Source organism: Pseudomonas sp. LPB4.O (genome assembly GCF_038383825.1).
Classification (GTDB): domain Bacteria; phylum Pseudomonadota; class Gammaproteobacteria; order Pseudomonadales; family Pseudomonadaceae; genus Aquipseudomonas; species Aquipseudomonas putida.
In genome coordinates, this window is record NZ_CP151298.1 from 4,227,035 (window position 1) to 4,253,963 (window position 26,929).

The following is a 26,929-nucleotide window of genomic DNA, read 5'->3' on the forward strand; positions in this document are numbered from 1 at the left end:
ATCATGTTGATTCCACCTGCGGAGATCATGGACATGCCGCTACGCCCCCTTTTCACTTTCCTGCTGCTGCTTGCCAGCCTCGCCGCCCAGGCCGCCACCGAAGTGGTGCCGCTGCAGCACCGCACCAGCGCCGAACTACTGCCTGCCGCGCAGGCATTCATCGGCAACGACGGCACGGTCAGCGCTTTCGAGAACAAGCTGATCGTCAACGCCAGCCCCGAGCGCATCGGCGACCTGCGCGCCTTGCTGCAACAACTGGACACCGCTCCCAAGCGCCTGCTGATCAGTGTCGACAACAACGACAGCAACTTCCAGGACAACCGCGGCAACGCACGCGTCATCCACTACGGCACCAGCAACCGCGACGGCGGCATGCAGCAGGTGCAGGCCAGCGAAGGCCAGCCTGCGCTCATTCAGGTGGGCCAGAGCATCCCGATCACCAGCACCAGCACCGACGGCTACGGGCGCATCCAGAGCAACACCGAATACCGCAATGTGACCCAAGGTTTCTATGTCACGCCAAGCTTGAGTGGTGACACGGTTCGTCTGCAAATAAGCACCAATAATGACCGTATCAGCCAGGAACGTGCAGATGTAGTGAAAGTGCAAAGCACCGACACGACAATCACCGGCAAGCTCGGCGAATGGATCACCCTGGCCGGCTACAACCAGCAGAGCCAAGCCGACCGCAGCGCGTCAAGCCGCAGTTACAGCACCCAGCGCGGTGAAAACATGACTTTGCGGGTAAAAGTCGACCTTCTCGAGTGAACCCAGGCAACTCAAGGCCTCGACCAAAGGCCTAGAAACTGACCGCCAAGTCGCATTAGACCAAAGATGTAGTAAGCGAAAAAAACCACTACAAAACATTTGACAGGGTCTTTTTCCCAAGGGCATGATGGCCTCGCTCCCGCTAATCAGGGGCCCTGGCAAGGGCCTTCGAGGCGTGCTCCTCCCACCCCTGGAGGCGCCTCGTGTCTATACGGCCCACAAGGCGGTTCGACGGGATTGCGACTGCAACGAAGAAGTTGTCCCGAGGGACGGAAGCGCATCACCGCAGTACTGGCAATCGCGTAGCACCGCAGCAAGGCAACCACGAGCCGACCTGCCGGAGCACACCTTCGCCTGGCCTGCCCACCCTTCCCCCTTCGAGCCTTCGCGTTCGCCGCCGCACTCCTGCGAACAGGACAGCCGCCAAGCGCCCTGATCTGCACCCGAGCATCAGCACAATTAACCCAAGATCGATGCGACGAGGTTTATTTCCATGGCACTGACACGCGAACAGCAAATTGCAGCCCTCGAGAAAGACTGGGCCGAGAACCCGCGCTGGAAAGGCGTGACCCGTACCTACACCGCCGCTGATGTCGTTCGCCTGCGTGGCTCCCTTCAGCCAGAGCACACCCTGGCCCGCCAAGGTGCAGAAAAACTGTGGAAGCTGGTCACCCAAGGTGCCCACCCGTCCTTCCGCCCAGAAAAAGATTTCGTCAACTGCATGGGCGCCCTGACCGGCGGCCAGGCAGTACAGCAGGTAAAGGCTGGCATCCAGGCCATCTACCTGTCCGGCTGGCAGGTTGCCGCCGACAACAACTCGGCCGAGTCCATGTACCCTGACCAGTCGCTGTACCCGGTTGACTCGGTACCGACCGTGGTCAAGCGCATCAACAACTCGTTCCGCCGCGCCGACCAGATCCAGTGGAAAGCCGGCAAGAACCCGGGCGACGAAGGCTACATCGACTACTTCGCGCCGATCGTGGCAGACGCCGAAGCCGGTTTCGGTGGCGTATTGAACGCCTACGAGCTGATGAAGAACATGATCGAAGCAGGCGCCGCTGGCGTGCACTTCGAAGACCAGCTGGCGTCGGTTAAAAAATGCGGCCACATGGGCGGCAAGGTGCTGGTACCAACCCAGGAAGCCGTACAGAAGCTTGTGGCCGCGCGCCTGGCAGCTGACGTGTCGGGCGTACCGACCATCATCCTGGCCCGTACCGACGCCAACGCCGCCGACCTGCTGACCAGCGACTGCGACCCGTACGATCAGCCGTTCGTGATTGGCGAGCGTACCCGTGAAGGCTTCTACAAGGTCCGCGCCGGCCTCGACCAGGCCATCTCCCGCGGCCTGGCCTACGCGCCATATGCCGACCTGATCTGGTGCGAAACCGCCAAGCCGGACCTGGACGAAGCCCGTCGCTTCGCCGAAGCGATCAAGAAGGAGTATCCGGACCAGATCCTGTCGTACAACTGCTCGCCTTCCTTCAACTGGAAGAAGAACCTGGACGACGCCACCATCGCCAAGTTCCAGCGCGAGCTGTCGGCCATGGGCTACAAGCACCAGTTCATCACCCTGGCGGGCATCCACAACATGTGGCACGGCATGTTCAACCTGGCGCATGATTACGCCCGCAACGACATGACCGCCTACGTGAAGCTGCAAGAGCAGGAATTCGCTGACGCTAGCAAAGGCTACACCTTCGTGGCGCACCAACAGGAAGTGGGTACTGGTTACTTCGACGACATGACCACCGTGATCCAGGGTGGCGCATCGTCGGTAACTGCCCTGACCGGTTCGACCGAGGAAGACCAGTTCCACTGATAGTGGGTTGCGATTGAACAAAAGCCCGGGGCTTGAGAAAGCTCCGGGCTTTTGTTTTGCCAATGCCTGTCGATACAAGCCATAGCGAAATCCATGATCAGGGCCATGCTTTCTCCGCAAAGACCACGGAAAACAGCCAGGGCTAATGGGCTCCTCTCATGCAGAGCCTAGTATTATTGCCAGTTTTTCAGCCCCACACCTTCTGAGAGGCTAGCGACTCCCCCAAACAGGAGTCGCATCATGCCAACCATCCTCAACGCTGGCGAGCTGGACCCAGCGTATGCGTCGCAAGGCCGTTTTTCGCACCCAAAGTACGACCATCTCGGCCCGATCACGATAATCCAATCAACTCAAAAAACACTTATCTCCTCGGCGCCCCGAAACGCGACAGCCCTCAAGCTGCTATGCCTTGAGCCTGACGGTACGCTTGACCCCGAATTCGGTTCGCAAGGTGTCACAACGATCGAATATGAAGGTGCCCTGCGGGTCTTGCTGTCTGAGATTATTACGGATGAAGCTGGGCGAATATTTGTGGTAGGCGACTACAACTACGCCCCGAATTCATATCACCCCATCGTCGTTCGCTTGCACGCCAATGGAAAGCCCGACACCAGTTTTGGCGAGGACGGGAAGCCCTATCGGATTTATCCTTCGGTCAGCTCCACAACCAAGGCCTGGCCGACCGATTTGGCATCGCCCAGCAAGTACAGCAGTTCGTCTTCCCACGACAACGACGGCGCGGGCATACGGAACGGAGTGCTCTACTTCCGCTCGCGCGACCACGTTGTTGCAATCACGCTGAAGGGGGACCTGGCTACCGACTTCAATGGCACAGGCTACTGGCGCGCTGCGCACGGCAACGACCCAGTACTGCTGGGGGCACTGGCACTGAATGAACATGGTATTTATGCGGCGTACGCGCCCTTACCTACTGAAGACTTCAAGAACCACGTCATCGTGACCCGCCTCGATGAGCACGCCAAGATCGACAGGACATTTGCCGACGGTGGTTATCTGCACCTGCATACGCCAGGCCACACGCTGCTTCCTGTGCTGCTCAAGCAGTCAACCTCCAATCATCACTTCGTGCTGGCGTGCCGCACCGACATCAACACTTACGATGAGGGTACCGCGCTCATGTCGTTTAACAGCGACGGCACGCTGAACAACGGTTTCAATGAAGGGAGACCCGTCATTGTCGAAAAGACCCCATCGGTAATGGCCTCCGCGTCAGATCTGTCCTTTGACGCCAGATCCGGCAACGCCGAGAAAATTTACCTGACCGTGCTTTATGAAAATGCAGAATCAGAGGGCCATTTTGTCACTCTGCGCTTCAACAGCGACGGCAAACCTGACCATGATTATGGCGCCAGTGGCTGGGCCTTCGTCGGAGAGCGCGGGATGGCCTCATGGATCCGCTGCCAACGCAATGGTCAACCGCTTGTCGCCTGCAATCTCAAGCTTGCGACAGATACCAAAAACGGCCTCTACGTGGTACGCCTCGGCGCCTGAAACAAAAGCGGGGCCGATCGGCGACAAGGAAGAACAGTTCCACTGCTAGTGGGTTGCTGTTGAACAAAGGCCCGGTGCTTTTGAAAGCACTGGGCCTTTGTTTTTTTTGGGGGGGCTACCCATTGCCCAGGGCGACATGGTGCCTGTCGTAAGGTTTGCGGTGTCGCGCGAGCGGCGCTCTCCCGCAGGCGCCGCATACCTGTCACCAAACCTATGCCCCCTACAATCCAAAGGCATGACCAGCAAAACCCAGGATCAGGTCTATGCTTGAGGCAGCGCAGCAGCAAGGACCTCTGCCAAGCGGCCTGATGATTCTCACCCTGGCTGCCGCCGCTCTCTATATATACGCCCCGGCCATCAACACCACGCTCTGGCGCGCCTTGGCCTGCAGCGGTTTGGCGGTGTTCGGTGCCGGCCGGCTCGTGAGCTCAGACAGCCTGATCGGCATCGACCGCTTCGTCAGCCCGTTCGCCGCCGCGCCGTACCTGATCATCCTCACCTACTGGCTCGGCCAGTGGGCGATTGCTTCATCAGCCCGTCACCGCTCAACCGATAAAGTATTGACCCAGAGCGGTGCGCGCAGTGTCGGAAGCTGCTAGAACAGGAGTCTTTCGCATTTGCAAGTAGGGGGGAATCGCCGGAGGAACTTTACAAGGCGCAGAACAGCCAAATTACATAGCATCAGGTCAAATGATATTAATTATCATTACGAAACTTGGAATTCGTTACCAGTCGCAAGAAACATAATTAACAAAACCGCACGCAATGCCCGAATTTCAAGGCTTTCAGCCATTTACGAGTGCCTTTTGTTCTTAATCCTACGAATAAATTTGCGACAGAAATTTTACTTGCACCGGCTTTACCCATAAAATCAGCGCGATTGATTCAGCTGCGACATTTGGTCACTGCACCTGCGACACCACGTCGCCGCTTTACTTATTTCAGACTGCAGAGCTGGGTCTCTGTATAAGGATCTCTAGCATGTCCGATTCGGCAGGACTCATCGCCCACAACTGGGGCTTTGCCATCTTCCTCCTGGGTGTCGTCGGCCTGTGCGCCTTCATGCTCGGCCTGTCCAGCCTGCTCGGTAGCAAGGCCTGGGGCCGCGCCAAGAACGAACCCTTCGAATCCGGCATGCTGCCCGTCGGCAGCGCCCGCCTGCGCCTGTCCGCCAAATTCTATCTGGTCGCGATGCTGTTCGTGATCTTCGATATCGAAGCCCTCTTTCTCTTTGCATGGTCTGTGTCCGTCCGCGAAAGCGGCTGGACCGGGTTCGTCGAAGCGCTCGTTTTCATAGCAATTCTGTTGGCAGGTCTTGTCTACCTATGGCGCGTCGGTGCTCTTGATTGGGCTCCCGAAGGTCGCCGCAAGCGGCAAGCGAAGCTGAAACAATGAGGCTTTGGCAATGCAATACAATCTCACCAGAATCGATCCGGATGCGCCTAACGAGCAGTACCCGGTAGGTGAACGGGAAACCGTCACCGATCAGCTGCTAGAGGACCAGGTCCACAAGAACATCTACATGGGGAAACTCGAAGATGTGCTGCGTGGCGCGGTCAACTGGGGTCGCAAGAACTCCCTCTGGCCGTACAACTTCGGCCTGTCCTGCTGCTACGTGGAAATGACCACGGCCTTCACGGCACCCCACGACATCGCCCGCTTCGGCGCCGAAGTCATCCGGGCGTCGCCGCGTCAGGCCGACTTCATGGTCATCGCCGGTACCTGCTTCATCAAGATGGCGCCGATCATCCAGCGCCTCTACGAGCAGATGCTCGAGCCGAAATGGGTCATCTCCATGGGTTCGTGCGCCAACTCCGGTGGCATGTACGACATCTACTCGGTCGTTCAGGGGGTCGACAAGTTCCTCCCCGTGGACGTCTATGTGCCTGGCTGCCCGCCACGCCCTGAGGCTTTCCTGCAAGGCTTGATGCTGCTGCAGGAGTCGATCGGCCAAGAACGACGCCCGCTCTCCTGGGTTGTTGGTGATCAAGGTATTTACCGTGCCGAGATGCCAGCCCAGAAAGACCTGCGTCGTGAGCAGCGCATTGCAGTTACCAACCTGCGCAGCCCCGACGAAGTCTGATCCAGCGACCTGCCGCCCGCTCCCCCTGGAGCCGGCGGCCTGGCTTCATTCTTAACGTTGACCCAAAGCGACCGAGACCATGACAGCGGACAACGCTATTTATATTCCGCCCTACAAGGCTGACGACCAGGATGTGGTCGTCGAACTGAACAACCGTTTTGGCGCCGAGGCATTCGTCGCCCAGGAAACCCGCACCGGCATGCCCGTGCTGTGGGTCAAACGCGCCCAGCTCAAAGAGGTGCTCAGCTTCCTGCGCGGTGTCGCCAAGCCTTACAGCATGCTGTACGACCTGCACGGCGTCGACGAACGCCTGCGCACCCAGCGCCGTGGCCTGCCGGCCGCCGACTTCAGCGTGTTCTACCACCTGCTGTCGATCGAGCGTAACAGCGACGTGATGATCAAGGTGTCGCTGAGCGAAGGCGACCTGAACCTGCCGACCGTGACCGGTATCTGGCCAAACGCCAACTGGTACGAGCGCGAAGTGTGGGACATGTTCGGCATCGACTTTGCCGGGCACCCGCACCTCAGCCGCATCATGATGCCGCCCACCTGGGAAGGCCACCCGCTGCGCAAGGACTACCCGGCCCGTGCCACCGAGTTCGACCCCTACAGCCTGACCCTGGCCAAGCAACAGCTTGAAGAAGAGTCGGCGCGCTTCAACCCTGAAGCCTGGGGCATGAAGCGTCAGGGCGCCAACGAGGACTACATGTTCCTCAACCTCGGCCCCAACCACCCTTCGGCGCACGGTGCGTTCCGTATCGTCCTGCAGCTGGACGGTGAAGAGATCGTCGACTGCGTACCGGACATCGGCTACCACCACCGTGGCGCCGAGAAAATGGCCGAGCGCCAGTCCTGGCACAGCTTCATCCCCTACACCGACCGTATCGACTACCTCGGCGGGGTGATGAACAACCTGCCGTACGTACTGGCGGTGGAAAAGCTGGCAGGCATCAAGGTGCCGCAGAAGGTCGACGTGATTCGCGTGATGCTGGCCGAGTTCTTCCGCATCACCAGCCACCTGCTGTTCCTGGGTACCTACATCCAGGACGTGGGCGCCATGACCCCGGTGTTCTTCACCTTCACCGACCGCCAGCGCGCCTACACCGTGATCGAAGCGATCACCGGTTTCCGCCTGCACCCGGCCTGGTACCGCATCGGTGGCGTCGCCCACGACCTGCCGCGCGGCTGGGAGAAACTGGTCAAGGACTTCGTCGACTGGCTGCCAAAGCGCCTGGACGAGTACACCAAGGCTGCCCTGCAGAACAGCATCCTCAAGGGCCGTACCATTGGCGTTGCCGCGTACAACACCAAGGAAGCCCTGGAATGGGGCACCACCGGTGCCGGCCTGCGCTCCACCGGTTGCGATTTCGACCTTCGCAAAGCCCGCCCCTACTCCGGCTACGAGAACTTCGAATTCGAAGTACCGCTGGCCCACAACGGCGATGCCTATGATCGCTGCATGGTCCGTGTCGAGGAGATGCGCCAGAGTATCCGCATCATCGACCAGTGCCTGCGCAACATGCCGGAAGGCCCGTACAAGGCGGATCACCCGCTGACCACGCCGCCACCGAAAGAGCGCACCCTGCAGCACATCGAGACCCTCATCACGCACTTCCTGCAAGTCTCGTGGGGCCCGGTCATGCCGGCCAACGAGTCGTTCCAGATGATCGAGGCGACCAAGGGCATCAACAGTTACTACCTGACGAGCGATGGCGGCACCATGAGCTACCGCACCCGGATCCGTACCCCGAGCTACCCGCACCTGCAGCAGATCCCTTCGGTGATCAAAGGCAGCATGGTTGCCGACCTCATTGCGTACCTGGGCAGTATCGACTTCGTTATGGCTGACGTGGACCGCTAAGCATGAACAGCACGCTTATCCAGACAGACCGTTTCGCCCTGAGCGAAACAGAGCGCTCGGCCATCGAGCACGAGATGCATCACTACGAGGACCCGCGCGCGGCGTCCATCGAAGCCTTGAAGATCGTCCAGAAGGAACGTGGCTGGGTGCCGGACGGCGCCATCCACGCCATCGGCGAGGTGCTGGGCATCCCGGCCAGCGACGTCGAGGGTGTAGCCACCTTCTACAGCCAGATTTTCCGCCAGCCGGTCGGCCGCCACATCATCCGCGTGTGCGACAGCATGGTCTGCTACATCGGCGGCCATGAATCGGTCGTCAGCCAGATCCAGAGCGAGCTGGGTATCGGCCTCGGCCAGACCACCGCCGACGGCCGCTTCACCCTGCTGCCGGTGTGCTGCCTTGGCAACTGCGACAAGGCCCCGGCGCTGATGATCGACGACGACACCTTTGGCGACGTGCAGCCCGCTGGCGTCACCAAACTGCTGGAGGGTTACGTATGACCATTACTTCCTTCGGCCCGGCCAACCGCATTGCGCGTTCGGCCGAAACCCACCCGCTGACCTGGCGCCTGCGTGACGACGGCGAGCCTGTGTGGCTTGCCGAGTATCAGGCCAAGAACGGTTACGCCGCTGCCCGCAAGGCGTTGGGCGAGATGTCGCAGGACGACATCGTGCAGACCGTCAAGGACTCCGGCCTCAAGGGCCGAGGCGGCGCAGGCTTCCCCACTGGCGTGAAGTGGGGCCTGATGCCCAAAGACGAATCCATGAACATCCGCTACCTGCTGTGCAACGCGGACGAAATGGAGCCGAACACCTGGAAGGACCGCATGCTGATGGAGCAACAGCCCCATCTGCTGGTCGAGGGCATGCTGATCAGCGCCCGCGCCCTGAAGGCCTACCGTGGCTACATCTTCCTGCGTGGCGAATACACCACTGCTGCGAAAAACCTCAACCGCGCCATCGATGAAGCCAAGGCCGCCGGCCTGCTGGGCAAGAACATCCTGGGCTCCGGTTTTGATTTCGAGCTGTTCGTGCACACCGGTGCCGGCCGCTACATCTGCGGTGAAGAAACCGCACTGATCAACTCGCTGGAAGGCCGCCGCGCCAACCCGCGCTCCAAGCCGCCCTTCCCTGCCGCCGTGGGCGTATGGGGCAAGCCGACTTGCGTGAACAACGTCGAAACCCTGTGCAACGTGCCGGCCATCGTCGCCAACGGCAACGACTGGTACAAGTCGCTGGCCCGCGAAGGCAGCGAAGACCACGGCACCAAGCTGATGGGCTTCTCTGGCAAGGTGAAGAACCCGGGCCTGTGGGAGCTGCCGTTCGGCGTCACCGCCCGCGAGCTGTTCGAAGACTACGCCGGTGGCATGCGCGACGGCTTCAAGCTCAAGTGCTGGCAGCCAGGCGGCGCCGGTACCGGCTTCCTGCTGCCCGAGCACCTCGACGCGCAAATGTACGCCGGCGGCATCGCCAAGGTCGGCACCCGTATGGGTACTGGCCTGGCCATGGCGGTAGACGACAGCGTCAACATGGTCTCGCTGCTGCGCAACATGGAAGAGTTCTTCGCCCGCGAGTCGTGCGGCTGGTGCACGCCATGCCGTGACGGCCTGCCGTGGAGCGTGAAGATGCTGCGCGCACTGGAAAACGGGCAAGGCCGTGCCGAAGACATCGAGACGCTTCTGGGGCTGGTCAACTTCCTCGGCCCAGGCCGTACCTTCTGTGCTCACGCACCGGGTGCCGTCGAGCCGCTGGGCAGTGCCATCAAATACTTCCGGTCCGAGTTCGAGGCCGGTGTCGCCCCAGCATCCGCTGGTGACACCCTGCGCCCAAACCTGGCCAAGCCAATCCAGGCCGGGCCGATCGTGGTCGGCGCATAACAAGATGATTAGGCGGGTGGTCCGTGCCACTCGCCAGCTTGCCGACAGGCCCGATTCATTCGCGGCGTGTCGCAAGCCCACCGATTTCCATTAGCCACGCCCGCTCACGCGGGCCAACGAAGAACTTTGAACAATGGCCACTATCCACGTAGACGGCAAAGCGCTCGAAGTCAACGGTGCAGACAACCTGTTACAGGCGTGTCTGTCGCTAGGCCTCGACATCCCTTATTTCTGCTGGCACCCGGCGCTTGGTAGCGTTGGCGCCTGCCGGCAGTGCGCGGTCAAGCAGTACACCGACGAGAACGACACCCGTGGTCGTATCGTCATGTCCTGCATGACCCCTGCTTCCGACGGCACCTGGATTTCCATCGAAGATGACGAGTCCAAGGCGTTTCGCGCCAGCGTCGTCGAATGGCTGATGACCAACCACCCGCACGACTGCCCGGTGTGCGAGGAAGGCGGTCACTGCCACCTGCAAGACATGACGGTAATGACCGGCCACAACGAGCGCCGCTACCGTTTCACCAAGCGTACCCACCAGAACCAGGACCTCGGCCCGTTCATCGCCCATGAGATGAACCGCTGCATCGCCTGCTACCGCTGCGTGCGCTACTACAAGGACTACGCCGGCGGTACCGACCTGGGCGTCTACGGCGCTCACGACAACGTGTACTTCGGCCGCGTCGAAGACGGCGTGCTGGAGAGCGAATTCTCCGGCAACCTGACCGAGGTCTGCCCGACCGGCGTATTCACCGACAAGACCCACTCCGAGCGTTACAACCGCAAGTGGGACATGCAGTTCGCCCCAAGCATCTGCCACGGCTGCTCCAGCGGCTGCAACATCAGCCCCGGCGAGCGCTATGGCGAACTGCGCCGGATCGAAAACCGCTTCAACGGCTCGGTCAACCAGTACTTCCTGTGCGACCGTGGCCGCTTCGGTTACGGCTACGTCAACCGCAAGGATCGCCCACGCCAGCCACACCTGGCCGACGGCACCAAGCTGGGCCTGGACGCCGCCCTGGACAAGGCCGCCGACCTGCTGCGCGGCCGCACCATCGTCGGTATCGGCTCGCCACGCGCCAGCCTCGAAAGCAACTACGGCCTGCGTGAGCTGGTCGGCGCCGAGTACTTCTACTCCGGCATGGAAGCAGGCGAACTGGCCCGCGTGCGCCTGGCCCTGAACGTGCTGAACAACAGCCCGCTGCCGGTGCCAACGCTGCGCGACATCGAAGACCACGACGCCGTGTTCGTGCTCGGTGAAGACCTGTCCCAGACCGCTGCCCGCGTCGCCCTGGCTGTACGCCAGGCCACCAAAGGCAAGGCCGAGGCCATGGCCGAAGCGATGAAAGTGCAGCCGTGGCTCGACGCCGCGGTGAAGAACATCGGCCAGCACGCGCTGTACCCGCTGTTCATCGCCTCCCTGGCTGAAACCAAGCTGGACGACGTCGCCGAAGAGTGCGTGCACGCCGCCCCGGCCGACCTGGCCCGCATCGGTTTCGCCGTGGCCCATGCCATCGACCCGAGCGCACCTGCCGTTGCCGGCCTGGACGACGAAGCCAAGGCCCTGGCCCAGCGCATCGCCGACGCCTTGGTCGCTGCCAAGCGCCCACTGGTCGTTGCCGGTACTTCCCTGGCTGACCCGGCGCTGATCGAAGCCGCCGCCAACATCGCCAAGGCCCTCAAGCTGCGCGAGAAGAACGGCTCGCTGAGCCTGGTGGTGCCTGAGGCCAACAGCATCGGCCTGGCCATGCTCGGTGGAGAGTCCATCGATGCCGCGCTGGACGCGGTCATCAGCGGCAAAGCCGACGCCATCGTTGTACTGGAAAACGACCTGTACGCCCGCGTACCGGCCGCCAAGGTCGACGCTGCCCTGGCTGCAGCCAAGGTGGTGATCGTTGCCGACCACTCCAAAACCGCCACTGTCGACCGTGCCCACCTGGTACTGCCAGCGGCCTCGTTCGCCGAAGGCGACGGTACCCTGGTCAGCCAGGAAGGCCGCGCCCAGCGCTTCTTCCAGGTGTTCGACCCGCAATACCTGGACAGCAGCATCCAGATTCACGAGGGCTGGCGCTGGATGCACGCCCTGCGTGCCACCCTGCTGAACAAGCCGGTCGACTGGACCCAGCTGGACCACGTTACCAGCGCCTGTGCCGAAGCCGCCCCGCAACTGGCCGGCATCGTCAACGCCGCGCCAAGCGCCGCGTTCCGCATCAAGGGCATGAAGCTGGCCCGCGAGCCGCTGCGTTATTCCGGCCGTACTGCCATGCGCGCCAACATCAGCGTGCACGAACCGCGCACCCCGCAAGACAAGGACACCGCGTTCGCCTTCTCGATGGAAGGCTACTCGGGCTCCGCCGAACCGCGCCAGCAGGTGCCGTTCGCCTGGTCGCCGGGCTGGAACTCGCCGCAAGCCTGGAACAAGTTCCAGGACGAGGTCGGTGGCCACCTGCGTGCCGGTGACCCGGGCGTGCGCCTGATCGAGCCGCAAGGCGACCGCCTGAGCTGGTTCAGCGCCATTCCGGGTGCCTTCAACCCGGCCCGTGGCACCTGGACTGCCGTGCCGTTCTTCCACCTGTTCGGCAGCGAGGAAAGCTCGTCGCGCGCCGCCCCGGTGCAACAGCGCATCCCGGCTGCCTACGTGGCCCTGGCCAAGTCCGAAGCCGACCGCCTGGGTGTCAACGACGGTGCTCTGCTGAGCCTGAACGTTGCCGGTGTGGCCCTGCGCCTGCCGCTGCGTATCAATGAAGAACTGGGCGCTGGCCTGGTCGCGTTGCCGAAAGGCCTGGCCGGCATCCCGCCTGCCATCTTCGGTGCATCCGTCGAAGGTCTGCAGGAGGCAGCACAATGAGCTGGTTCACCCCCGAAGTGATCGACGTGATCATCCAGGTCGTCAAGGCTATCGTGGTGCTGCTGGCCGTGGTGGTCTGCGGCGCCCTGCTCAGCTTCGTCGAGCGCCGCTTGCTGGGCTGGTGGCAGGACCGCTACGGCCCGAACCGCGTTGGCCCGTTCGGCATGTTCCAGATCGCTGCCGACATGCTGAAGATGTTCTTCAAGGAAGACTGGAACCCGCCCTTCGTCGACAAGATGATCTTCACCCTGGCGCCGGTCGTGGCCATGAGCGCCCTGCTGATCGGCTTCTCGATCATCCCGATCACACCGGGCTGGGGCGTTGCCGACCTGAACATCGGCCTGCTGTTCTTCTTCGCCATGGCCGGCCTGTCGGTCTACGCGGTGCTGTTCGCCGGCTGGTCGTCGAACAACAAGTACGCCCTGCTGGGCAGCTTGCGTGCTTCGGCACAGACCGTGTCGTACGAAGTGTTCCTGGGCCTGGCGCTGATGGGCGTGGTGGTGCAGGTAGGCTCGTTCAACATGCGCGACATCGTCGAGTACCAGGCGCAGAACCTGTGGTTCATCATTCCGCAGTTCTTCGGCTTCTGCACCTTCTTCATCGCTGGCGTCGCCGTGACTCACCGTCACCCGTTCGACCAGCCGGAAGCAGAACAGGAGCTGGCCGACGGCTACCACATCGAGTATGCCGGCATGAAATGGGGCATGTTCTTCGTCGGTGAGTACATCGGCATCATCCTCATCTCGGCGCTGCTGGTAACCCTGTTCTTCGGTGGCTGGCACGGCCCGTTCGGCATCCTGCCGCAAGTGCCGTTCCTGTGGTTCGCCCTGAAGACCGCGTTCTTCATCATGCTGTTCATCCTGCTGCGCGCCTCGATCCCGCGCCCGCGCTATGACCAGGTGATGGACTTCAGCTGGAAGTTCTGCCTGCCGCTGACCCTGATCAATTTGCTGGTGACCGCTGCGATCGTGCTCTACAACACGCCAGCCGTCGCGGCCCAGTGAGGATTTGACCCATGTTCAAGTATATCGGCGACATCGTTAAGGGCACCGGCACTCAGCTGCGCAGCCTGGCAATGGTGTTCTCGCACGGGTTCCGCAAGCGCGACACCCTGCAGTACCCCGAAGAACCCGTGTACCTGCCGCCGCGCTACCGCGGCCGCATCGTCCTCACCCGCGACCCCGATGGCGAGGAGCGCTGCGTAGCGTGCAACCTCTGCGCGGTGGCCTGCCCGGTTGGCTGCATCTCGCTGCAGAAGGCCGAGACCGAGGATGGTCGCTGGTACCCGGAATTCTTCCGCATCAACTTCTCGCGTTGCATTTTCTGCGGCCTGTGTGAAGAAGCGTGCCCGACCACCGCGATCCAGCTGACTCCGGATTTCGAAATGGCCGAGTTCAAGCGTCAGGACCTGGTGTACGAGAAAGAAGATCTGCTGATCTCCGGCCCCGGCAAGAACCCTGACTACAACTTCTACCGTGTTGCGGGTATGGCAATCGCTGGCAAGCCGAAAGGCTCTGCGCAGAACGAAGCCGAACCGATCAACGTGAAGAGCTTGCTCCCATAAGGACAGAAAGATGGAATTCGCTTTCTACTTCGCATCCGGGATTGCCGTGGTCTCCACCCTTCGGGTGGTGACCGGCACCAACCCCGTGCACGCCTTGCTTTATCTGATCATTTCGCTGATTTCCGTGGCCATGATCTTCTTCTCCCTGGGTGCGCCGTTCGCCGGCGCCCTGGAAGTGATCGCCTACGCCGGCGCCATCATGGTGCTGTTCGTGTTCGTGGTGATGATGCTCAACCTGGGCCCGGCTTCGGTCGCCCAGGAGCGCGGCTGGCTCAAGCCCGGCATCTGGGCAGGGCCGGTGATCCTCGGCACCCTGCTGCTGCTGGAACTGCTGTACGTGCTGTTCGTCGCCCCGAGCGGCGCTGGCATCAGCGGCACCACCGTGGGCCCGAAAGAAGTGGGCATCAGCCTGTTCGGGCCGTACCTGCTGGTGGTCGAACTGGCCTCGATGCTGCTGCTGGCTGCAGCCGTCACCGCCTTCCACCTGGGCCGCAACGAGGCGAAGGAGTAAATCATGGGTGCTATCCCTCTCGAGCATGGCCTGGCGGTCGCCGGTATCCTGTTCTGCTTAGGTCTGGTTGGCCTGATGGTCCGCCGCAACATCCTCTTCGTGCTCATGAGCCTGGAAGTCATGATGAACGCCTCTGCCCTGGCGTTCGTCGTCGCCGGGGCCCGTTGGGTCCAGCCCGACGGCCAGGTGATGTTCATTCTGGTGATCAGCCTGGCAGCCGCCGAGGCCAGTATTGGCCTGGCCATCCTGCTGCAGCTGTATCGCCGCTTCCACACTCTCGACATCGATGCTGCCAGTGAGATGCGCGGATGAACCTTCTCTTCCTGACTTTCGTCTTCCCCCTCGTCGGCTTCCTGCTGCTGTCGTTCTCGCGCGGGCGGTTCTCGGAGAACCTGTCCGCCCTGATCGGCGTCGGCTCGGTGGGCCTGTCGGCGGCTACCGCCGCCTATGTCATCTGGCAGTTCAATGTCGCCCCACCTGAAGGCGGCGCGTACAGCCAACTGCTGTGGCAGTGGATGTCGGTGGACGGCTTTGCGCCGAACTTCACCCTGTACCTGGACGGCCTGTCGGTCACCATGCTCGGCGTGGTTACCGGTGTCGGCTTCCTGATCCACCTGTTCGCGTCCTGGTACATGCGTGGCGAAGCCGGCTACTCGCGCTTCTTCTCGTACACCAACCTGTTCATCGCCAGCATGTTGTTCCTGATCCTCGGCGATAACCTGCTGTTCATCTACTTCGGCTGGGAAGGTGTAGGCCTGTGCTCGTACCTGCTGATCGGTTTCTACTACAGCAACCGCAACAACGGTAACGCGGCACTCAAGGCGTTCATCGTCACCCGCATCGGCGACGTGTTCCTGGCCATCGGCCTGTTCATCCTGTTTGCCCAGCTAGGTACCCTGAACGTGCAGGAACTGCTGGTGCTGGCACCGCAGAAATTCCAGGCTGGCGACACCTGGATGGTGCTGGCAACGCTGATGCTGCTGGGCGGTGCGGTCGGTAAATCGGCCCAGCTGCCACTGCAGACCTGGCTGGCCGACGCGATGGCTGGCCCGACCCCGGTTTCGGCACTGATCCACGCGGCAACCATGGTGACCGCGGGCGTGTACCTGATCGCCCGTACCAACGGCCTGTTCCTGCTGGCGCCGGACATCCTGCACCTTGTAGGTGTGGTCGGTGGCGTGACCCTGGTACTGGCCGGCTTCGCCGCGCTGGTACAGACCGACATCAAGCGTATCCTCGCCTACTCGACCATGAGCCAGATCGGCTACATGTTCCTGGCCCTGGGCGTTGGCGCCTGGGATGCGGCGATCTTCCACCTGATGACCCACGCCTTCTTCAAGGCCCTGCTGTTCCTTGCCTCCGGTGCAGTGATCGTTGCCTGCCACCACGAGCAGAACATCTTCAAGATGGGCGGCCTGTGGAAGAAACTGCCACTGGCCTACGCCAGCTTCGTGGTCGGTGGTGCTGCCCTGGCCGCCCTGCCGATCGTGACCGTGGGTTTCTACTCCAAGGACGAAATCCTCTGGGAAGCCTTCGCCAGCGGCAACACCGGCCTGCTGTACGCCGGCCTGGTCGGTGCGTTCATGACCTCGCTGTACACCTTCCGCCTGATCTTCATCGCCTTCCACGGCGAAGCCAAGACCGAAGCTCACGCGGGCCACGGCATCAGCCACTGGCTGCCGCTGGGCGTGCTGATCGTCTTGTCGACCTTCGTGGGTGCCTGGATCACCCCACCGCTGGCAGGCGTGCTGCCTGAAAGTGCCGGCCACGCCGGTGGCGAAGCCAAGCACGCGCTGGAGATCACCTCGGGTGCCATCGCCATCGCCGGTATCCTGCTGTCGGCCCTGCTGTTCCTGGGCAAGCGCAGCTTCGTCAGCGCCGTCGCCAACAGCGGCATCGGTCGCGCCCTGTCGGCCTGGTGGTTCGCCGCGTGGGGCTTCGACTGGATCTACGACAAGCTTTTCGTCAAACCGTACCTGCTGATCTGCCACATCCTGCGCAAGGACCCGGTAGACCGCAGCATCGGCCTGATTCCGCGGATGGCGCGTGGCGGTCATGTCGCCATGAGCAAGACCGAGACTGGCCAACTGCGCTGGTACACCGCCTCTATCGCCGTGGGTGCCGTGCTGGTGCTCGGTGCCGTGCTAGTAGCTGCGGTATGACAATGAATCTTGCGACTTTGCCAAAGGAAACCAACCCGTCATGATTTTGCCTTGGCTGATCCTGATCCCCTTCATCGGCGGCTTCCTGTGCTGGCTGGGTGAGCGCTTCGGCGCCACCTTGCCGCGCTGGATCGCGCTGCTGACCATGTCCCTGCTGCTCGGCATCGGCCTGTGGCTGTGGGCTAACGGCGACTACACCCTCGCCCCCGCTCCAGGCGCCGAGCCTGCCTGGGCCCTGGAATACAAACTCCAGTGGATCCAGCGCTTCGGCATCAGCATCCACCTGGCCCTCGACGGCCTGTCGCTGCTGATGATCCTGCTCACCGGCCTGCTCGGTGTGCTGTCGGTACTGTGCTCCTGGAAAGAGATCCAGCGCCACGTCGGCTTCTTCCACCTCAACCTGATGTGGATCCTCGGCGGCGTGGTCGGTGTGTTCCTGGCCCTGGACCTGTTCCTGTTCTTCTTCTTCTGGGAAATGATGCTGGTGCCGATGTACTTCCTCATCGCGCTCTGGGGTCACAGCTCGGCAGACGGCAAGAAGACCCGGATCTACGCGGCGACCAAGTTCTTCATCTTCACCCAGGCCAGCGGCCTGATCATGCTGGTGGCGATCCTTGGCCTGGTGCTGGTCAACTACAACACCACCGGCGTGCTCACCTTCAACTACAGCGACCTGCTCAAGGCCGAGCTGCCAGCCGGTGTCGAATACGTGCTGATGCTGGGCTTCTTCATTGCCTTTGCGGTGAAGCTGCCGGTGGTACCGTTCCACTCCTGGCTGCCTGATGCGCACGCCCAGGCACCGACCGCAGGCTCCGTCGACCTGGCCGGTATCTTGCTGAAGACCGCGGCCTACGGCCTGCTGCGCTTCGCCTTGCCGCTGTTCCCGAACGCGTCGGCCGAGTTCGCGCCGATCGCCATGACCCTGGGCCTGATCGGTATTTTCTACGGTGCCTTCCTGGCCTTTGCGCAAACCGACATCAAGCGCCTGATCGCCTTCTCCAGCGTCTCGCACATGGGCTTCGTGCTGATCGGTATCTACTCCGGCAGCCAGCAGGCCCTGCAAGGTGCGGTGATACAGATGCTGGCTCACGGCCTGTCGGCTGCGGCACTGTTCATCCTGTCCGGCCAGCTGTACGAGCGCCTGCACACCCGTGACATGCGTCAGATGGGCGGCCTGTGGCACCGCATCGCCTACCTGCCGGCGATCAGCCTGTTCTTCGCCGCAGCATCGCTGGGGCTGCCGGGTACCGGCAACTTCGTCGGCGAGTTCCTGATCCTGATCGGCAGCTTCGCGCACGTACCATGGATCACCGTGATCGCCACCACCGGCCTGGTATTCGGCTCGGTCTACTCGCTGATCATGATCCACCGCGCCTACTTCGGCCCGGCCAAGGCCGATACCGTACTGGCCGGCATGGACGGTCGCGAACTGATCATGGTGCTGGGCCTGGCGGTACTGCTGATCCTGCTGGGCGTGTACCCGCAGCCGTTCCTCGACACCTCTGCCGCCACCATGAGTGGTGTGCAGCAGTGGCTCGGTTCCGCTTTCACTCAACTCGCTTCGGCCCGGTAAGAGCGCTATGGAATTCACCACTCAACACTTCATCGCATTGGCGCCGATGCTGATCACCACCATCACCACGGTGGTGGTGATGCTGGCGATCGCCTGGAAGCGCAATCACTCGCAGACCTTCCTGCTGTCCACCGTGGGCCTGAACCTGGCCCTGCTGTCGATCCTGCCGGCGCTGAAGGTCGCGCCGCTGGCGGTTACCCCGCTGATCACCATCGACAAGTTCGCCTGCCTGTACATGGCGATCATCCTGGTGGCGACGCTGGCGTGCGTCACATTGGCCCACGCCTACCTCGGCGAAGGCTCCAAGGGCTTCCCGGGCAACCGTGAAGAACTGTACCTGCTGCTGCTGATGTCGGCCCTCGGTGGCCTGGTGCTGGTCAGCGCCAACCACCTGGCCGGCCTGTTCATCGGCCTGGAGCTGCTGTCGGTACCGGTCTACGGCCTGGTGGCGTACGCCTTCTTCAACAAGCGATCACTGGAAGCCGGCATCAAGTACATGGTGCTGTCGGCCGCAGGCTCCGCTTTCCTGCTGTTCGGCATGGCCCTGCTGTACGCAGATGCCGGTAGCCTGAGCTTCGACCAGATTGGCAAAGCCCTGGCAACCACCAGCATGCCAAGCCTGGTGGCCCAGCTGGGCCTGGGCATGATGCTGGTCGGCCTGGCCTTCAAGCTGTCGCTGGTACCGTTCCACCTGTGGACCCCGGACGTATACGAAGGCGCCCCGGCGCCGGTCGCCGCGTTCCTGGCAACCGCCAGCAAAGTGGCAGTATTCGCCGTTGTCGTGCGCCTGTTCATGCTCTCCCCTGCTGCCAGCAGCGGCGCGCTGAGCACCGTGCTGGCGGTGATTGCCGTGGCCTCGATCCTGATTGGCAACCTGCTGGCGCTGACCCAGAGCAACCTCAAGCGCCTGCTGGGTTACTCGTCCATCGCCCACTTCGGCTACCTGGTCATTGCCCTGGTTGCCAGCAAAGGCCTGGCCCTGGAAGCCATGGGCGTGTACCTGGTCACCTATGTGATCACCAGCCTGGGCGCCTTCGGTGTCATCACCCTGATGTCCTCGCCTTACGGCGGCCGTGACGCCGATGCACTGTACGAGTACCGCGGCCTGTTCTGGCGCCGCCCGTACCTGACCGCGGTACTGACCGTGATGATGCTGTCGCTGGCGGGTATCCCGCTGACCGCTGGCTTCATCGGCAAGTTCTACATCATCGCCACTGGCGTCGAGTCGCACCTGTGGTGGCTGGTCGGTGCGCTGGTGATCGGTAGCGCCATCGGCGTGTACTACTACCTGCGCGTCATGGTCACCCTGTACCTGGTCGAGCCTAATCTGCGTCGCCACGACGCCCCACTGAAGTGGGAACAGCGCACCGGTGGCGTCATGCTGCTGGCCATCGCCATTCTTGCCTTCGTACTCGGCGTCTACCCGCAACCGCTGCTGGAACTGGTCCAGCAAGCCGGCCTGCAACTGATCGGCTGATCACCCCGGCCACACAAAACACCCCGCCTATGCGGGGTGTTTTTTTATCTGCGCAGTTTTTTCACTGCCCCTAATGACGCCTCACTCAACCGGGCTGGCCTGGCCTGCCCCAGGCAGGGCGGCCTTGCGCAAATCACCATTGGCCGAAGGCAGGTACACTTCCGGATTGGGCATCCCGCCGGGGGACAGTTCGTGAGTCATTTCGAATTCGGCGCGTACTGACCAGCCGCATGCCTCAGTGGTGCCCACCCGTGGCCAGAACGGGTCATGGCTGTCGGCACACCACAACAGCACTTGCCGTTCACGTGGCGTCAGGCGAACCGGGGCGCGCCGGGGGTTGCTGTGGGTGTAGTGCGTTGTCAGTCATGCTGGTACTCCACAGGTGATTGAGCGAGGCATCGCTGCCGGTCTGCAACCACCTTACGAAGCCCATGCCGCCTCGCTCCACCGGTGCGGCTTGTAAAGAACTTTCGTACAAAAGCGTCTGACGAAAGCAGTGCAAGATTTGCTGAGTTTCTTCGTGCTCCAAGCGGCATTTCGCTCGTCTCAACGCCGTTGTCCATTCGTCTTTCGCCTGGAGTCGTACAATGCGTTCCGTTTATTCCCCATCGTCCTGCCTTGGCCTGCTGGCTGCCTTTGTTGCCGCCCAGCCCGCCCTGGCAGCATCCTCGGTCGAATTGGGCCAGGTGCTGATCACCGATGAGGAGCAGAACGACCTGACAGCTGCCAGCGAACGCCTGCGGGAGGTGCCAGGCGCCAGCAACCTGGTGGACATGCAAAGCGTGGGGCAAGGCCGAGTGGCCAGCAACCAGGACGTGCTGGCCTACCAGCCCGGCGTATTCGCCCAATCGGCGGGCAACGATGGCATCAAACTGTCGATCCGCGGCTCGGGCATCAACCGCGCGCCGGGGGCCCATGGCTCCGGGGTGTACACGATGTTCGACGGCCTGCCACTGACTGGCCCGGGCGGTACACCCTACGAGTTGTTCGAGCCGCTGTGGCTGAGCCGTGCCGAAGTGCTGCGGGGCGCCAATGGTTTCGACCAGGGTGCCCTGGCGCTGGGCGGCGCGATCAACTACGTCACCCACACCGGCTACGACGCCGCGCCGCTGCAAGTGCGCTACGAGGTCGGCAGCCGCGGTTACCAGCACCGGCACATCAGCTCGGGGCAAGTGCTGGGCAACCTCGACTACTACGTGGCCCTGACCGACTCGGAATATGACGGGTATCAGGCGCACAGCAGCGGCAGTGCCAAGGGCATTGCTGCCAATGTCGGCTACCGCTTCAACCCGAACCTGGAAACCCGCTTCTACCTGCGCTACCGGGAGACCGAAAACGAACTGGCCGGGCGCCTGACCAAAGACCAGATCAAGCACCACCCGCGCGCGGCCAACCCGGCTTACCTGGCCCGCGACGACAGCCGCCCGCAACCAGGCAGCACCTGGGTGGGCAACAAGACCACCTTCTACCTCGACGACGATGCGCGCCTGGAAGCCGGCCTGGTCTATCACGATTACCCGATGGACCTGCGTGAAGGCCCGATGCGCCTGAAGGTGGCCTATACCGATGTCAGCGGCACGCTGAACTATTTCCGCCGCGACACGCTGCTTGGTCACGAAAGCAAGACCACCATCGGCTGGCGCACCACCAAGCACCTGCCCAACAGTGGCGCTTCACAATTTACCCGCGATGGCGATGTATTCGGCGCGCGCACCCGTGACTTCACCTACCAGGGCTCGGACACCGTGCTGCATGTCGGCAACGACCTGGAACTGGTCCCGGACCTGTGGCTGACCACGGGTCTTGCGATGATCTACACCCGCCGCGAAAGTGCCGTGACCTACCCGGCCGAAGGTGGCAAGGTGAGCATGCATGACTGGGACTACGCACCGCGCCTGGGGCTGCGCTACGACATCCGCCCGGACTTGCAGGTGTACGGCAACCTCAGCCGCTCGGTAGAACCGCCACACCCGTGGTCGCTGATCTGGAGCGCGCCCAGCACAGGCGGCAAACAGATCCAGCCGATCGAGATGCAGAACCAGACTGCCACTACCCTGGAGCTGGGCGCGCGTGGCGACTCGGCGCTCGGCCGCTGGGACCTTGCCTGGTACTACTCGCAGGTGCGCCACGAACTGCTGGCCGTGGAGGTGGTGCCTAACTTCACCTCGGAGTTCAACGCCAGCGCTACCGTGCACCAGGGCGTGGAGGCCGGCCTCGACAGCACCCTGTGGGAAAGCGCCGGCACCGGCAAGCTGAGCTTGCGCCAGGCCTATACCTTCAGCGACTTCCACTACCGTGATGACGACAAGTTTGGCGACAACCGCCTGCCCGGCATCCCCATGCACTACTACCAGGCCGAACTGCGCTATGACTGGCCGAGTGGCTTCTATGCCGGGGTCAACACGCAAATGGCGTCGAAGGTGCAGGTGGACTATGCCAACAGCTACCACGCCGATGAATATGCCTTGCTCGGCGCGCGCCTGGGCTGGAATTCACCCAAACACGACTGGCAGACCTGGCTGGACCTGCGCAACCTGACCAACAAGCGCTATGCGGCCACGGTGACACCCACCTACAACGATGCCGGCAAGGACAACGCCCGCTCTACGCCGGGCGAAGGGTTTGGCGTTTATGCCGGCGTTTCCTACAGCTTCCGCTAGAACATGCAGTGCACTGTTTCTGTAGGAGCAGCCTTGTGCTGCGAAGAGGCCGGTACAGATCACGCATCAGTATGGTCTGTGCCGGCCTCTTCGCAGCACAAGGCTGCTCCTGCAAAGACCGCGTCAAACCGCCCGGTTCAACTTCACCCACGAAGCAAACTTGTCGACAAACGCCTGCAAGAACGGCCGGGTCTTGTCGTTGAGCTTGCCCGAGTCCTCGAACAGGCTTGCGGCACCGCCAATGTAGGCTTCGGGCATCTGCATGCACGGCATGTCCAGAAACACCAGCGACTGGCGCACGGCATGGTTGGCGCCAAAGCCGCCAATGGCCCCGGGCGATACACTCACCACCGCCGTCGGTTTGCCACTCCAGGCACTTTGCCCGTACGGCCGCGAGCCCACATCGATGGCATTTTTCAGGCAGCCCGGCACTGATCGGTTGTATTCTGGCGTGACGAACAACACCGCATCACTGCGACGGATCTCCTCGCGAAACCGCTTCCACGCCTCCGGCGGCGCTTCGGCCTCGACGTCCTCGTTGTACAACGGCAAATCGCCAATTTCGACGATCTTCAGGGCAAGGCTGGACGGCGCCAGCTCCGAAAGTGCGCGGGCGACCTTGCGGTTGTACGACTCCTTGCGCAAGCTACCCACGACAACCGCTACCGAATACACCTGGCTCATGGCAATTTCCAACCTTTGCTGGGTAAAGGGACGTTGTAGTTATAGATGACCGTTCCTCGGCGCTTTGGTTTTTTTTCCGCAGGGTGAAAACTTCCGAGGCTGTTCCACGGTCTATGCCTTCAGACATTTTCTACGTAATTCAGAGGTTTCCACCCAAATGGCAGCAGTAATGGTCGGCCAATTCCACGCCCGTGACGCCGAAGGCCGTATCTACCCCGTGCACGAGTTCCAGGAATCCACCCTGCAGCTTGACGGCAGCACGCTGGGCGCCCCCATCACCACCTACCGCCTGGCCATCGGCGACAAGGTCAACCACCTCGGTGAAAACCGTTTCGAACTGGCGCGCAGCGGCGTCGAGATCATTCGCATTCCGTGATGCAGTCCACGGTGTAACGGCCGCTCTCGTTCTGCAGGCCATGCACATCGGCGACAAAACCGGGGAAGCCCTGGTTGAATGCCCGGGCAAAGGCCAGGTAATCGAGTATCGAGCGGGTCGCCTCGGTGAACCGCTCGCCCGGCATGATCAATGGAATACCAGGCGGATACGGCACCAGCATCACCGCAGCCACACGCCCCAGCAGCGCCTCGATCGGCACCGCCTCCACCTCGCCACGCACCATCTGGTCATAGGCCCGGGCCGGGCTCACAGCCACCTCCGGCAAGCGCGTGAACAGCCGCTTCAGTTGCTTGGCCGTGGCATTGGCGCGGTAGCAGTCATGCAATTGCTCACACAAGTCGCGCAGCCCCATCCTCTGGTAGCGTGAAGCATCGGCTGCCACCACACTCGGCAGGCAATTGCTCAGGGCTGTATTGCCATCATAGTGGCGCTTGAACTCCAGCAACTCCGTAAGCAAAGTGCTCCACTTGCCTTTGGTAATGCCCATGGAGAACAGCACCAGGAAGCTGTACAGGCCGGTTTTCTCCACCACCAGCCCCCGCTCCCAGAGAAACTTGCTGACCACCGCCGCCGGGATGCCATGCTCGCCCAGCACACCCCCCGCGCTCAGGCCCGGCATCACCAAGGTCACCTTGAGCGGGTCGAGCAGCACATAGTCGTCCACCACCTCGCCAAAGCCATGCCACTCCGCCCCCGGTTGCAGCAACCAGTCCTGCGCGGCCAGGCGCTGGGTACCTTCGGTGCTCGGTGGCTGCCAGATACTGAACCACCAGTCATCCGCAGCAATGTGCTCGCGCAGGTTGGCCAGGGCACGACGAAAACTCAGCGCCTCGTCGAACATCTCTTGCAGCAGCGAATGCCCGGCCGGCCCTTCCATCATGGTCGAGGCCACGTCCAGCGAGGCGAGAATGCTGTACTGTGGCGAGGTCGAGATATGCATCATGAACGCTTCGTTGAATCGGTCACGGTCCAGCTGACGCCTGGCCCCGTCCTGCACATGGATCATCGAGGCCTGGCTGAATGCGGCCAGCAGTTTGTGGGTGGAGTGGGTACTGAACACCAGAGGGCTGTCTGCCGTGCAGGCAGTGCCCATGGCATAGCGCCCGGTGAAGAAGTCATGAAACGCCGCATAGGCGAACCAGGCCTCGTCGAAATGCAGCACCTCGACACTGGCACCCAGGCTCTGCTTGATCATCCCGGCGTGGTAGCACAGGCCGTCATAGGTGGAGTTGGTCACTACCGCCAGCTTGATGCGCTGCCCACGATCGCGGGCAAGGGGGTTGGCCAGTATCTTCGCCGCGATTGCCTCGGGGCTGAATTCGCTGAGCGGGATCGGGCCGATGATGCCCAGTTCGTTGCGCTCCGGGCACAGGTACAGCGGAATGGCGCCGGTCATGATGATCGCGTGCACTACCGACTTGTGGCAGTTGCGGTCCACCAGTACCAGGTCGTCGCGGCCGACCATGGCGTGCCAGACGATCTTGTTGGCGGTGGAAGTACCGTTGATGACGAAGAAGGTGTGGTCAGCGCCGAAGTTGCGCGCCGCCCTGGCTTCGGCTTCTGCCAGCGGCCCGGTGTGGTCGAGCAGCGAGCCGAGTTCCGGCACGGAAACAGACAGGTCCGAGCGCAGTGTATTTTCCCCGAAGAACTGGTGAAAAGCCTGGCCCACGGGGCTTTTATGGTAGGCCACGCCGCCGCCATGGCCCGGGGTGTGCCAGGAATAGTTGGATTGCGCAGTGTGCTGCACCAGGGCCTTGAAGAACGGCGGCAGCAGGCCGTCGAGGTAGGTGTGTGCGGCGCGCGCCACCTGGCGGGCGAGAAACGGCACGGTATCCTCGAACAGGTAGAGGATTCCTCGAAGCTGGTTGAGCTCGCTCATGGCCTCGGCCGGGGCGTTTTCCAGGGTTACCTGCTCGCCCAGGGCGAAGATCGGCAGGTTGGGTGCGCGCAGGCGGGCCAGGCGGATCAGCTCGGCCATGTTCTGCAGCAGGTGGGTGTTCTCGCCAACGCCTTCGGCAGCGACCAGCATGCAGGCCAGGCCGTGGTGGGTGGCGGCAACCAGGCGGGCTTCGGCATGGTCGGCGGCGGCGAGAATGGCGAAGCCATCCTGGCGCAGCTCCTCGGCGATGCCCCGCACGCGCTCGCCGGCAACGCTGTCCGCCTTGATGGCGCGGTGGACGATGAGGATCGGGAACTTGAGGTCCTTGTACATCAGGTGGCTACCTCCGAAGGACATGACGTCCATTTCAGGGTAGTTGAACCTGTGTTCTCAGCGCCTGCCTCTTCGCGGGCACGCCCGCGAAGAGGCCGGTACAGGCTATAAATCAGCCAGCAGCTGTCTCGGTAAGGGCCTGCCACATGGAGGGCCCACCCGCCGACTTGGCGATAGCGGCCAGGCGCTCGGCATGCGCCTCCAGTTCCTCGGCATTGGCCATGATCACCCGCCCCGGCGTACGCCCGACAATCCGGCGGATCTCGCTGCCGCCAGCGCCCTGCCCATCACTCTCGGCGTCTGCGCCATGGCCCGCCAGCGACAGGCTGGTCTGGCCACCGGTCATCGCCAGGTAGACGTCAGCCAGCAGTTCCGAGTCGAGCAATGCGCCGTGCAGCTCACGGCCAGAGTTGTCGATGTCGTAGCGTTTGCACAGCGCATCCAGGCTGTTGCGCTGCCCTGGGTGGCGCGAACGTGCCAGCAACAGAGTGTCGAGAATGGTGCAATGCTGCGAAATGTCAGCGCGATGCTGCTGGCCCAGCAAGGCGAATTCGTTGTTGATGAAGCCAACGTCAAACGCCGCGTTATGGATGACCAGCGTGGCGCCCTGGATGAATTCGAAGAATTCCTCGGCTACATCGCCAAACCGTGGCTTGCCGACCAGGAAGGTGTCGGTGATGCCGTGGACGTTGATAGCGCCCTCGTCACTCTCACGGTCCGGCTGCAGGTAGACGTGGAAGTGCCGCCCGGTCAGGCGCCGGCCGAGCACCTCGACACAGCCGATCTCGATGATCCGGTGGCCTTCGCTGACCGGCATACCCGTGGTTTCGGTATCGAGAATGACGAACCGTTTATCTTGCTGCTGCTCCACGCGGGGCGCTCCAACTTGCATCAGTTACAAAGGCCGCGATTGTACCCCAGC

Annotated in this window: 22 protein-coding genes and 1 pseudogene; 19 read left to right on the top strand and 4 right to left on the bottom strand. The window is 62.4% G+C overall.

Annotated elements, in window-relative coordinates; translation table 11 throughout:
• Positions 1–3 precede the first annotated feature (3 nt).
• The 17 genes and pseudogenes from MRBLPB4O_RS19225 to nuoN all read left to right on the top strand — a co-directional run bounded on the left by MRBLPB4O_RS19225 (position 4) and on the right by nuoN (position 20,054).
• Positions 4–768, top strand: a complete 765-nt coding sequence (locus tag MRBLPB4O_RS19225; protein WP_341796301.1) for a secretin N-terminal domain-containing protein — start codon at positions 4–6, stop codon at positions 766–768.
• Between the two features lie 493 nt (positions 769–1,261).
• Positions 1,262–2,587 (top strand): isocitrate lyase, encoded by a 1,326-nt coding sequence (gene aceA / locus MRBLPB4O_RS19230; protein ID WP_341796302.1) that lies wholly within the window; start codon positions 1,262–1,264, stop codon positions 2,585–2,587.
• A 240-nt stretch (positions 2,588–2,827) separates the two neighbouring features.
• On the top strand, positions 2,828–4,099 hold the full coding sequence (locus tag MRBLPB4O_RS19235) for a delta-60 repeat domain-containing protein (protein WP_341796303.1): 1,272 nt from the start codon (positions 2,828–2,830) through the stop codon (positions 4,097–4,099).
• A 341-nt stretch (positions 4,100–4,440) separates the two neighbouring features.
• Positions 4,441–4,698: pseudogene (locus tag MRBLPB4O_RS19240) on the top strand (lysoplasmalogenase family protein); the annotation flags it as partial.
• Positions 4,699–5,080: 382 nt separating this feature from the next.
• Positions 5,081–5,494, top strand: coding sequence for an NADH-quinone oxidoreductase subunit A (locus MRBLPB4O_RS19245; RefSeq protein ID WP_003251427.1), 414 nt, complete (start codon positions 5,081–5,083; stop codon positions 5,492–5,494).
• A gap of 10 nt (positions 5,495–5,504) precedes the next feature.
• Positions 5,505–6,182, top strand: a complete 678-nt coding sequence (locus tag MRBLPB4O_RS19250; RefSeq protein WP_012313769.1) for an NADH-quinone oxidoreductase subunit B — start codon at positions 5,505–5,507, stop codon at positions 6,180–6,182.
• Positions 6,183–6,261: 79 nt separating this feature from the next.
• Positions 6,262–8,043, top strand: a complete 1,782-nt coding sequence (gene nuoC, locus MRBLPB4O_RS19255) for an NADH-quinone oxidoreductase subunit C/D (RefSeq protein ID WP_019470487.1) — start codon at positions 6,262–6,264, stop codon at positions 8,041–8,043.
• A gap of 2 nt (positions 8,044–8,045) precedes the next feature.
• The gene (gene nuoE / locus MRBLPB4O_RS19260) at positions 8,046–8,543 is read left to right on the top strand and encodes an NADH-quinone oxidoreductase subunit NuoE (protein ID WP_012273294.1); all 498 of its coding nucleotides are present in this window, start codon (positions 8,046–8,048) and stop codon (positions 8,541–8,543) included.
• Positions 8,540–9,919: an NADH-quinone oxidoreductase subunit NuoF gene (gene nuoF, locus MRBLPB4O_RS19265; RefSeq protein ID WP_341796304.1), complete on the top strand. Its 1,380-nt coding sequence runs from the start codon at positions 8,540–8,542 to the stop codon at positions 9,917–9,919. The genes nuoE and nuoF overlap by 4 nt, the downstream gene beginning before the upstream one ends.
• Positions 9,920–10,052: 133 nt before the next feature.
• Positions 10,053–12,767, top strand: coding sequence for an NADH-quinone oxidoreductase subunit NuoG (gene nuoG / locus MRBLPB4O_RS19270; protein ID WP_341796305.1), 2,715 nt, complete (start codon positions 10,053–10,055; stop codon positions 12,765–12,767).
• Complete coding sequence (nuoH, locus tag MRBLPB4O_RS19275; RefSeq protein WP_012273297.1) at positions 12,764–13,771, top strand: NADH-quinone oxidoreductase subunit NuoH; 1,008 nt, start codon at positions 12,764–12,766, stop codon at positions 13,769–13,771. Before nuoG ends, nuoH begins: the two co-directional genes overlap by 4 nt.
• Positions 13,772–13,782: 11 nt before the next feature.
• Positions 13,783–14,331 (top strand): NADH-quinone oxidoreductase subunit NuoI, encoded by a 549-nt coding sequence (gene nuoI / locus MRBLPB4O_RS19280; protein ID WP_003251442.1) that lies wholly within the window; start codon positions 13,783–13,785, stop codon positions 14,329–14,331.
• Between the two features lie 10 nt (positions 14,332–14,341).
• Positions 14,342–14,842, top strand: a complete 501-nt coding sequence (nuoJ, locus tag MRBLPB4O_RS19285; RefSeq protein WP_016488224.1) for an NADH-quinone oxidoreductase subunit J — start codon at positions 14,342–14,344, stop codon at positions 14,840–14,842.
• A 3-nt stretch (positions 14,843–14,845) separates the two neighbouring features.
• Positions 14,846–15,154 carry an NADH-quinone oxidoreductase subunit NuoK gene (nuoK, locus tag MRBLPB4O_RS19290; protein ID WP_003251446.1) on the top strand — a complete coding sequence of 103 codons (309 nt, stop codon included), beginning with the start codon at positions 14,846–14,848 and terminating at the stop codon, positions 15,152–15,154.
• Positions 15,151–17,004, top strand: a complete 1,854-nt coding sequence (gene nuoL, locus MRBLPB4O_RS19295; protein ID WP_016498749.1) for an NADH-quinone oxidoreductase subunit L — start codon at positions 15,151–15,153, stop codon at positions 17,002–17,004. The genes nuoK and nuoL overlap by 4 nt, the downstream gene beginning before the upstream one ends.
• Positions 17,005–17,044: 40 nt before the next feature.
• Complete coding sequence (gene nuoM, locus MRBLPB4O_RS19300; protein WP_258653377.1) at positions 17,045–18,577, top strand: NADH-quinone oxidoreductase subunit M; 1,533 nt, start codon at positions 17,045–17,047, stop codon at positions 18,575–18,577.
• Positions 18,578–18,584: 7 nt separating this feature from the next.
• A complete protein-coding gene (gene nuoN / locus MRBLPB4O_RS19305) occupies positions 18,585–20,054 on the top strand; it encodes an NADH-quinone oxidoreductase subunit NuoN (RefSeq protein ID WP_019470482.1) in 1,470 nt (489 codons plus the stop codon).
• A gap of 81 nt (positions 20,055–20,135) precedes the next feature.
• Here nuoN and MRBLPB4O_RS19310 read toward each other — a convergent pair whose 3' ends face one another.
• Positions 20,136–20,348: a transcriptional regulator gene (locus tag MRBLPB4O_RS19310; protein WP_341796306.1), complete on the bottom strand. Its 213-nt coding sequence runs from the start codon at positions 20,346–20,348 to the stop codon at positions 20,136–20,138.
• A 293-nt stretch (positions 20,349–20,641) separates the two neighbouring features.
• Here MRBLPB4O_RS19310 and MRBLPB4O_RS19315 point away from each other — a divergent pair, with 293 nt between their 5' ends.
• Entirely contained in the window at positions 20,642–22,714 is a 2,073-nt protein-coding gene (locus MRBLPB4O_RS19315; protein WP_341796307.1) for a TonB-dependent receptor, read from the top strand.
• A 123-nt stretch (positions 22,715–22,837) separates the two neighbouring features.
• Here MRBLPB4O_RS19315 and chrR read toward each other — a convergent pair whose 3' ends face one another.
• Positions 22,838–23,398, bottom strand: coding sequence for a class I chromate reductase ChrR (gene chrR, locus MRBLPB4O_RS19320; RefSeq protein WP_174370026.1), 561 nt, complete (start codon positions 23,396–23,398; stop codon positions 22,838–22,840).
• Between the two features lie 157 nt (positions 23,399–23,555).
• Here chrR and MRBLPB4O_RS19325 point away from each other — a divergent pair, with 157 nt between their 5' ends.
• The gene (locus tag MRBLPB4O_RS19325; protein WP_016488235.1) at positions 23,556–23,774 is read left to right on the top strand and encodes a hypothetical protein; all 219 of its coding nucleotides are present in this window, start codon (positions 23,556–23,558) and stop codon (positions 23,772–23,774) included.
• On the opposite strand, the gene MRBLPB4O_RS19330 is transcribed toward MRBLPB4O_RS19325, so the two are convergent.
• Both MRBLPB4O_RS19330 and dnaQ read right to left on the bottom strand, forming a co-directional pair.
• Positions 23,758–26,007, bottom strand: a complete 2,250-nt coding sequence (locus tag MRBLPB4O_RS19330) for an Orn/Lys/Arg decarboxylase N-terminal domain-containing protein (RefSeq protein ID WP_341798912.1) — start codon at positions 26,005–26,007, stop codon at positions 23,758–23,760. The genes MRBLPB4O_RS19325 and MRBLPB4O_RS19330 overlap by 17 nt on opposite strands.
• Before the next feature lie 112 nt (positions 26,008–26,119).
• A complete protein-coding gene (gene dnaQ, locus MRBLPB4O_RS19335) occupies positions 26,120–26,878 on the bottom strand; it encodes a DNA polymerase III subunit epsilon (RefSeq protein ID WP_341796308.1) in 759 nt (252 codons plus the stop codon).
• Positions 26,879–26,929 lie beyond the last annotated feature (51 nt).

Bases quoted from the DNA above. Each gene is read 5' to 3' on its own strand.
- MRBLPB4O_RS19225 (WP_341796301.1), top strand. From the start codon at position 4: ATGTTGATTCCACCTGCGGAGATCATGGACATGCCGCTACGCCCCCTT.
- aceA (WP_341796302.1), top strand. From the start codon at position 1,262: ATGGCACTGACACGCGAACAGCAAATTGCAGCCCTCGAGAAAGACTGG.
- MRBLPB4O_RS19235 (WP_341796303.1), top strand. From the start codon at position 2,828: ATGCCAACCATCCTCAACGCTGGCGAGCTGGACCCAGCGTATGCGTCG.
- MRBLPB4O_RS19245 (WP_003251427.1), top strand. From the start codon at position 5,081: ATGTCCGATTCGGCAGGACTCATCGCCCACAACTGGGGCTTTGCCATC.
- MRBLPB4O_RS19250 (WP_012313769.1), top strand. From the start codon at position 5,505: ATGCAATACAATCTCACCAGAATCGATCCGGATGCGCCTAACGAGCAG.
- nuoC (WP_019470487.1), top strand. From the start codon at position 6,262: ATGACAGCGGACAACGCTATTTATATTCCGCCCTACAAGGCTGACGAC.
- nuoE (WP_012273294.1), top strand. From the start codon at position 8,046: ATGAACAGCACGCTTATCCAGACAGACCGTTTCGCCCTGAGCGAAACA.
- nuoF (WP_341796304.1), top strand. From the start codon at position 8,540: ATGACCATTACTTCCTTCGGCCCGGCCAACCGCATTGCGCGTTCGGCC.
- nuoG (WP_341796305.1), top strand. From the start codon at position 10,053: ATGGCCACTATCCACGTAGACGGCAAAGCGCTCGAAGTCAACGGTGCA.
- nuoH (WP_012273297.1), top strand. From the start codon at position 12,764: ATGAGCTGGTTCACCCCCGAAGTGATCGACGTGATCATCCAGGTCGTC.
- nuoI (WP_003251442.1), top strand. From the start codon at position 13,783: ATGTTCAAGTATATCGGCGACATCGTTAAGGGCACCGGCACTCAGCTG.
- nuoJ (WP_016488224.1), top strand. From the start codon at position 14,342: ATGGAATTCGCTTTCTACTTCGCATCCGGGATTGCCGTGGTCTCCACC.
- nuoK (WP_003251446.1), top strand. From the start codon at position 14,846: ATGGGTGCTATCCCTCTCGAGCATGGCCTGGCGGTCGCCGGTATCCTG.
- nuoL (WP_016498749.1), top strand. From the start codon at position 15,151: ATGAACCTTCTCTTCCTGACTTTCGTCTTCCCCCTCGTCGGCTTCCTG.
- nuoM (WP_258653377.1), top strand. From the start codon at position 17,045: ATGATTTTGCCTTGGCTGATCCTGATCCCCTTCATCGGCGGCTTCCTG.
- nuoN (WP_019470482.1), top strand. From the start codon at position 18,585: ATGGAATTCACCACTCAACACTTCATCGCATTGGCGCCGATGCTGATC.
- MRBLPB4O_RS19315 (WP_341796307.1), top strand. From the start codon at position 20,642: ATGCGTTCCGTTTATTCCCCATCGTCCTGCCTTGGCCTGCTGGCTGCC.
- chrR (WP_174370026.1), bottom strand. From the start codon at position 23,398: ATGAGCCAGGTGTATTCGGTAGCGGTTGTCGTGGGTAGCTTGCGCAAG.
- MRBLPB4O_RS19325 (WP_016488235.1), top strand. From the start codon at position 23,556: ATGGCAGCAGTAATGGTCGGCCAATTCCACGCCCGTGACGCCGAAGGC.
- MRBLPB4O_RS19330 (WP_341798912.1), bottom strand. From the start codon at position 26,007: ATGTACAAGGACCTCAAGTTCCCGATCCTCATCGTCCACCGCGCCATC.